The 5926-nt window shown below is 65.8% G+C and carries 7 protein-coding genes; 1 reads left to right on the top strand and 6 read right to left on the bottom strand.

What is annotated here, in order from left to right; genetic code table 11:
- Positions 1-49: 49 nt before the first annotated feature.
- The 6 genes from CITRIK5_RS11985 to CITRIK5_RS11960 all read right to left on the bottom strand — a co-directional run bounded on the left by CITRIK5_RS11985 (position 50) and on the right by CITRIK5_RS11960 (position 5669).
- A complete protein-coding gene (locus CITRIK5_RS11985; RefSeq protein WP_036313271.1) occupies positions 50-856 on the bottom strand; it encodes an AAA family ATPase in 807 nt (268 codons plus the stop codon).
- Positions 857-2251, bottom strand: coding sequence for a Mu transposase C-terminal domain-containing protein (locus CITRIK5_RS11980; protein ID WP_119217308.1), 1395 nt, complete (start codon positions 2249-2251; stop codon positions 857-859).
- A 1-nt stretch (position 2252) separates the two neighbouring features.
- A complete protein-coding gene (locus CITRIK5_RS11975) occupies positions 2253-2852 on the bottom strand; it encodes a recombinase family protein (RefSeq protein ID WP_101963414.1) in 600 nt (199 codons plus the stop codon).
- 216 nt (positions 2853-3068) lie between these two features.
- Positions 3069-3917: an SDR family NAD(P)-dependent oxidoreductase gene (locus CITRIK5_RS11970; protein WP_080695846.1), complete on the bottom strand. Its 849-nt coding sequence runs from the start codon at positions 3915-3917 to the stop codon at positions 3069-3071.
- A 53-nt stretch (positions 3918-3970) separates the two neighbouring features.
- Positions 3971-4564, bottom strand: a complete 594-nt coding sequence (locus tag CITRIK5_RS11965; protein WP_101963415.1) for an NADPH-dependent F420 reductase — start codon at positions 4562-4564, stop codon at positions 3971-3973.
- A 64-nt stretch (positions 4565-4628) separates the two neighbouring features.
- Complete coding sequence (locus tag CITRIK5_RS11960; protein ID WP_119217310.1) at positions 4629-5669, bottom strand: hypothetical protein; 1041 nt, start codon at positions 5667-5669, stop codon at positions 4629-4631.
- Here CITRIK5_RS11960 and CITRIK5_RS12375 point away from each other — a divergent pair.
- Positions 5656-5926: TetR family transcriptional regulator (locus tag CITRIK5_RS12375; RefSeq protein ID WP_370462607.1), on the top strand; the 271-nt coding region annotated here is incomplete at its 3' end. The two genes, CITRIK5_RS11960 and CITRIK5_RS12375, sit on opposite strands and share 14 nt — an antisense overlap.

Below are 5926 nucleotides of genomic sequence, written 5' to 3'. Positions count from 1 at the left end.
TGTGGACTTGATCAGTAAGTGGCGTGCTTCTGTGAGTCAGTAGGTGGCGCTAGCCGGTGACCAAGGTGCTGGCGGCAGCTTCGATGACGTCGTCGGTGATGGTGTCGAGTTGGTTGATCTTCAGGACGCGGCCGATCTGAGGGAATAGCCGTTCGAGGAGGCGGAAGTTGCCGCGGGTGATGCGTTCGATCGCGGCGATGGCCTGCGCGTCGGTGAAGTCTTCGGGGTCGAGGGTGCGGCCGAGGCGTTTCCAGTGACGAGTCAGAACGAACAGCAGCTCCTCTTGTGCGAGGGCGCGGTAGCGGTGGGAGAAGCCGAGGCGGCTGTAGAGCTGGGGGTAGTGGCGGAAACGCTGGTCGATGCCGGGCATGCCGATGAACATCAGGGCGACGTGGTGGCGATCGTGGAGGTCCCGTAGGAGCTCGAGTGCTGTCGGGGTGAGTCGCTCGGCTTCATCGATGATGATCAGTTCGGTGAAGTCGATGGTGCGGGGCACCACCGTGGTCGTGATCTTGCCGATCTCGCAGAGGTGTTCGTAGATCAGGATTCCCACTTTTGCACGGTAGAACTCGATATCGCGCATGAGGTCACGGTGCTTGGGGAGGACCTCGGGGGTGTAGAAGACGGTGCGGGAACGGTGGGCGGCCGCGTAGTGCTTCAGGTCGGCATCGCTGCGCGGCCCCCAGTCCTGGATGAAGGGCTCGAGCATGTCCCAGTGGGCGTATCTGCGGGCCGACTGGGTCTTGCCGACGCCTGCCTCCCCATGGCAGATGCCGATGGTGACGTCCTTGCGGATGGCGCCTGCGAACTCGGTGAAGCGGCGGTGCTCCTTGGTGACGATGAAATCGCGACTCATCTACTCGTCCTCTTCGTAGGTCCGTAGCTGCTTCCGCTTCCGCTGTGCGGGAGGTGGTGGCGCGGGTGGTTCTGGCTGGGATCGATTGGCGGCGGGGATGCGGTCGTTGATGCCCCGGCGGAGTTCTCGTCGGCGGGCCCGGCGCGCGGTCTCTATGTCATGGAGGCTGTACCGCTGGTTGGGGTGGGCTTCATCGATCGCCGTGCACACGAAGGTGTCGTGGTCATAGACACGGATCTCGGAGAGGTCGCGAGGGTCATAACGGATGGTGATGGTGCGCCCGACGAAGGGGGCGAGCGTGGGTGAGAGGTAGCGCTGTCCTTGGAAGTGGATGCCGTCCCGCTGGATCGTGCGGTGCTTGGAGACTCGCAAGAGGAGGCCGTCGAGCTCCTCGAGGCTCTCGGGCATCCTCGGCATCCACCCCTCACCGATCCAGGCCGCTTTCGGGCTCGTACGAATTGCAGCATGCGTGCGCTCGTTGTACTGGCCGACAAACTCCCCGATCGCTCGGTCCAATCCGGCCAGCTCCAGGGCGGGCACAGCCTGAGGGTGGCCCGGGGTGAGATGTCCAGGCAAGGTCGCGAGCACTTCGGTGTTGACGGTCTGGAAGAACCGCTCGATCTTGCCTCTGCCTTGGGGCCGGCCGACGGTGGAGTGGATGATGCGGATCTTCAAGGCGATCGCCGTGTATTCGAGATGGTGACTGGTGAAGTCACTGCCGTGGTCGACGTAGAGAGCGTCGGGGATGCCGCACATCGACCAGGCCGGATCGTTCTTGGGCCAGATCGCCTGGCGTAGCGCCAGTGCGGTGTTCATCGCTGAAGGGGCTCCCTCGAAGACCATGTACCCGCAGATCGCCCGCGAGTAGTCGTCCATGATCGTGGTCAGCCAGGGCCGTGAGGGTCTCCCGCTGGGGTCCTTGATGAGGATGTCGAGCTCGGTGTGGTCGGCCTGCCACAAGGCATTGGGGTGTTCGGCACGGTGGAGGTACACGAGTTCGTGGCGGTCCCGGTAGGAGGCTGGGCCCTCGAGTGCGAGGGTCACCATGCCGGGATCCAGTGCCTGCACGATCGAACGCACCGTCGCGTAGCTCGGGGGCTTCTTGCCTGTTCTCGAGGCCTCGGCCGCTGCCAGGCGATGCAGTGTGGCGATGCTCGGGCGTGGTCTGGTCAGTGCCAGGTGCTCCACGAACACCACCAGCTCAGGCGCAGTACGCCGTGCGCCGGCGTCGGCGCGCGGTGTCCGTTCGAGAGCGGCGACGCCACCGGCTCGATAGGCGGAGTGCCAGCGTGAGAGCGTGCGTGTGCCGATCCCGGTCTCGCGCGCAAGGCTCGCTAAGGGGATGCCGTCTTCGATGTGGAGCCGCAGAATGTTCCACTTCTGCGGCCCGTCCATGTCAAGCCTGCTTGACACTCTCGCGAGCGGCCGTGTTCCGCTGGTGGCGGTAGAGCGTCGCCCGTGACCACCCCACGAGACGCGCAGCCTCCTCGGCCGTGCGCCCCTTCGCCCGTTCTTCGGCGGCGATTGCGAGCTTGCGATCTACGACCTCGGGGTTCACGGGCGGTCGACCGAACTTCGTTCCCTGGGCCCGGGCCGCGGCGATGCCGGCGTTGACGCGCTCGGTGATCAGCTCCCGCTCATACTCCGCCAGCGTTGCCAGCATCCCGAGCATCAGCCGTCCCGACGAGGTCTCGGGGTCGATCCCATCGGAGACGGATTGGATCTTCACGCCGCGGTCTCGCAGCAGGTTCACGGTATTGAGCACGTCGATCAGAGATCGCCCCAGCCGATCGATCCTCCACACCACGACCGTGTCCTCAGGCTCTGCGTAGGACAGGAGCTTCTTCATGCCCGGACGCTCTGCCGCGCTCTTCGCGCCGGACGTTACATCCGAGAACACATCCCGCCGCTGCACCCCAGCCGCGAGGAGAGCGTCGAGCTGCAGCGCGGGATCCTGCCCCGCCGTCGACACCCGTGTGTACCCCAGAAGCCTCATGACGTGATCATGCCTCATAAATCATCTTCACCGGAAGGTCTGAGACAGAACGCGGCGCGACGACTTCGCGAGACACTCCCGGCCTCCCGTCGACCCAGCTCGCGCCGGCCCCGTGGTCGCCAAACACGGCGTCTCGTAAAACTGTTGGTTTTGGAGACGCTGGTCGCTGCTGCTTGCGCACGCGCGCCGGGTTCGTCCAGCTGTCGTGGAGACGGTTTAGGAGCCGGGATGGAAGAGGTGCTCGATTTTTTCTTTCTTGGCGAGGAGGCCGAGCATGTTGTGTTCGCGTTCGTTACCGAGGTAGGCGGCGGAGGAGCTCCAGCCGCCGTCGACCACGATGTCGGTGCCGGTGATGTAGGAGGAGTCGTCGCTGGCGAGGAACAGCGCGGTCGTGGCAATCTCTTCAGCCTTGCCTGCCCGGCGAAGGAGGATGGTGTTCTCCATCGTCTTCTTGAACTGGTGGTGCATCAGCGGGTTCGCGGTCATCGGTTTGGTCATGTCGGTTTCGATGAAGCCGGGCTGGATGACGTTCACTCGGATGCCCCAGTCGGAGAGCGTGTACGCGGCCGAGCGGGACAGCCCTTCGAGGGCCCATTTTGAGGCGCTGTAGGCGGCGGAGAAGGTGCCTGTGATGCCAGCGACGGAGCCGATGTTGATGATCGATCCGCCCCCGGAGTCCTTCATTAGAGGGGCGCAGGCCTGCATGCCGATCAGGGTGCCGTTGACGTTGACCTCGAAGATGCGGTTCCACTCGGCGACGTCGACGTGGGGGATGACGGTGAGGTCGTTGCTGCCGACGATGTTCAGCAGCACGTGCAACGCTCCTGTTTCGGCCTTGATGGCGGACACAGCAGCATCCCATTGGTCCTGCTTGGTGGTGTCGAGTTCGACGAAGTGGGCGCGGCCTCCGGCGTCGGTGATCTCTTTCACGAGGTTGTTGCCGGGCTCGGGGCGCCGGGCGGCGACGAACACGGTGCCGCCTTCCTTCGCGAAGAGGCGGGCGCTGGCGCGACCCATTCCGCCCGTGCCGCCAGCGATCAATGCGGTCTTGTTCTGCAGTCGCATAAGAGTTGACCTTCCTTTCGTGTTGCCAGTCCGGTCCACCGGAGCTGGTGGGTCTATCGGGCTACGGACAGAGTGAATTGCGGAGACTGCAGCGCCGTCAGGACTCCAAAGAACAGGTGGAAGGCGTGCTCGGTGCCGACCGCTGTTTCCACTCCTCCCAGGTCGAGGATGTCCTGGTCCGACCACCCCAGATCATGCAGGAGCTCACGCACCGTCGCCTTGGCGTCGGGGTCGTCGCCAGAGACGAAGACCATCGGGTTCGCCACCGTGTCGGCAGGGTCGGTCATCATGCTCGTGTTCATCGTGTTCAGGGTCTTCACGACCCGCAGGGCAGGGAAGCGCTCCTGGACGCGGCGGGCGAGGCTGTCGCCCGGGAACAGCAGTTGCCCGTCTGCGCCGACCGGCACCGACGGGTCGAGCAGAATCTTCCCGGTCAGGGCGTCATCGCCGAGAGCATCGAGCGTGTCGAGCACCGCGGCGCCGGGGATCGCGGTGATCACGATGTCCGAGGCTGACACTGCGTCTTGCTGAGTGGCGCTGCCGCTGGCAGGTTCTCGGGAGCCGTAGACGAGGGTGTGTCCGCGGGAGATGAGGCGCTCACCGAGCGTGGTTGCGACACGTCCGGTGCCCAGGATTCCGATCTTCATGGGTTTGTCTCCTTCAGGTCGTGCGGTCGTCTGAGGGTTGCGCGGCGTGCGCCGAGAGGGTGGGCTATTCGATGGTGGATTCGGGCACGTGCATGCTGGGGCGGCTCCGGAAGTGACCGACCAGGGCGAGGATCACGCCGAGCGCAACCCAACCGGTGAGCGTCCACCACTGCTGTGCGCTGCTGGCGTCCGGGAAGTAGCTGAGGGTACGGATCAGGGTGCTCGAGGCGCCCGGCACGAGGAACTGGCCGATCGCCCCCCACGGGGCGGCGAGGAACTGCCACGGGACCGCGGCCGCGGAGAGCGGGATGCCGATGAAGATCGTGACCACTGCGCCGATACCCATGCCGACCCGGCCGAACAGGGAGGTGCAGCCGACGATGAACGCCGAGGTCGCGAGCATCGTCAATCCCATTGCGAGGGCGTTCAGCCAGAAGTCGCCCTGCAGGTAATGGAACCAGGTCTGCATGATGAACGCCAGGATCAACCCCGCAGCCACGGCGAAAGCACCGACCGCGGCAAGGCGGCGCACCGCCCCGACGACGAGCAGGGAGATGAGTACGCCGCCGAGCATGCCGCCGATCGCCAGCGGGAACGACGCGGCCGCGAGCCCGGCGCCGGTGGGATCGGAGCCAGACAGGGGCACAACCGGGGTGACGGCCACCTTGACGGTGGAGGCGTCTCCGCCGGCGGCGGCGACCTGCTCCGCCATCTGCGCCTGCAACTGCGTCGCCACGCCGGTGAGCAGCTGTGCGGCGACCGCGCTGCCGGCCGGTGCGGTCAGCACCTCCGGCGCATCCGCGGGGTTGTCGCCGAGGACGATCGCCCCGTAGGTCTCGCGCGACTCGATCTGCGCCACGGCCTCGTCACGGTCGGCGGCCTCGACGAAGTCGAACGTCCCCGTCTCCCCCAGTGCCGTCTCGAGCGCGGTGACGGATGCGGCGGGACCGGCGACGCTGACCGGCAGGTCGTGGGTGCCGGAGGTCTTGCTCGGCCACAGGAACGCCAGCACCACCACGGCGAGAAGCACCGACGCGACGACGCCGATCAGTACGGCAGCGGGCCATTTCGTGTGCGGTGGGGGCGAGGGGATGGCACTGTCCATGAGGCTGTCTCCAGAGAGTGGGAACGAGGTTGATGCGGCTACCCTAGACCTAATTCCACGCCTGAGGAAATCCTCAGACGTGGAGTACACTGACGCGGTGACCCCGGTGAACGACGACACGACCAGGAAGCGGCCAAGCGGGCGCCGCTCGGGCGACAGCGGCACCCGAGACGCGATCCTCGACGCCGCGAAGGAACTGTTCGCCGAACTCGGCTATGAGGGCGCATCCGTGCGGGCCATCGCCGGTGCCGCCGGGG

Origin of the sequence: Micrococcus sp. 116 (genome assembly GCF_902506395.1) — a bacterium.
Lineage (GTDB): Bacteria > Actinomycetota > Actinomycetes > Actinomycetales > Micrococcaceae > Micrococcus > Micrococcus luteus.
This window is presented reverse-complemented; position numbering and strand designations above follow the sequence as displayed.

Coding starts and splice junctions, on each gene's coding strand:
- CITRIK5_RS11980 (WP_119217308.1), bottom strand. CDS start 2,251: ATGGACGGGCCGCAGAAGTGGAACATTCTGCGGCTCCACATCGAAGAC.
- CITRIK5_RS11970 (WP_080695846.1), bottom strand. CDS start 3,917: ATGCGACTGCAGAACAAGACCGCATTGATCGCTGGCGGCACGGGCGGA.
- CITRIK5_RS11965 (WP_101963415.1), bottom strand. CDS start 4,564: ATGAAGATCGGAATCCTGGGCACCGGACGTGTCGCAACCACGCTCGGT.
- CITRIK5_RS11985 (WP_036313271.1), bottom strand. CDS start 856: ATGAGTCGCGATTTCATCGTCACCAAGGAGCACCGCCGCTTCACCGAG.
- CITRIK5_RS11960 (WP_119217310.1), bottom strand. CDS start 5,669: ATGGACAGTGCCATCCCCTCGCCCCCACCGCACACGAAATGGCCCGCT.
- CITRIK5_RS11975 (WP_101963414.1), bottom strand. CDS start 2,852: ATGAGGCTTCTGGGGTACACACGGGTGTCGACGGCGGGGCAGGATCCC.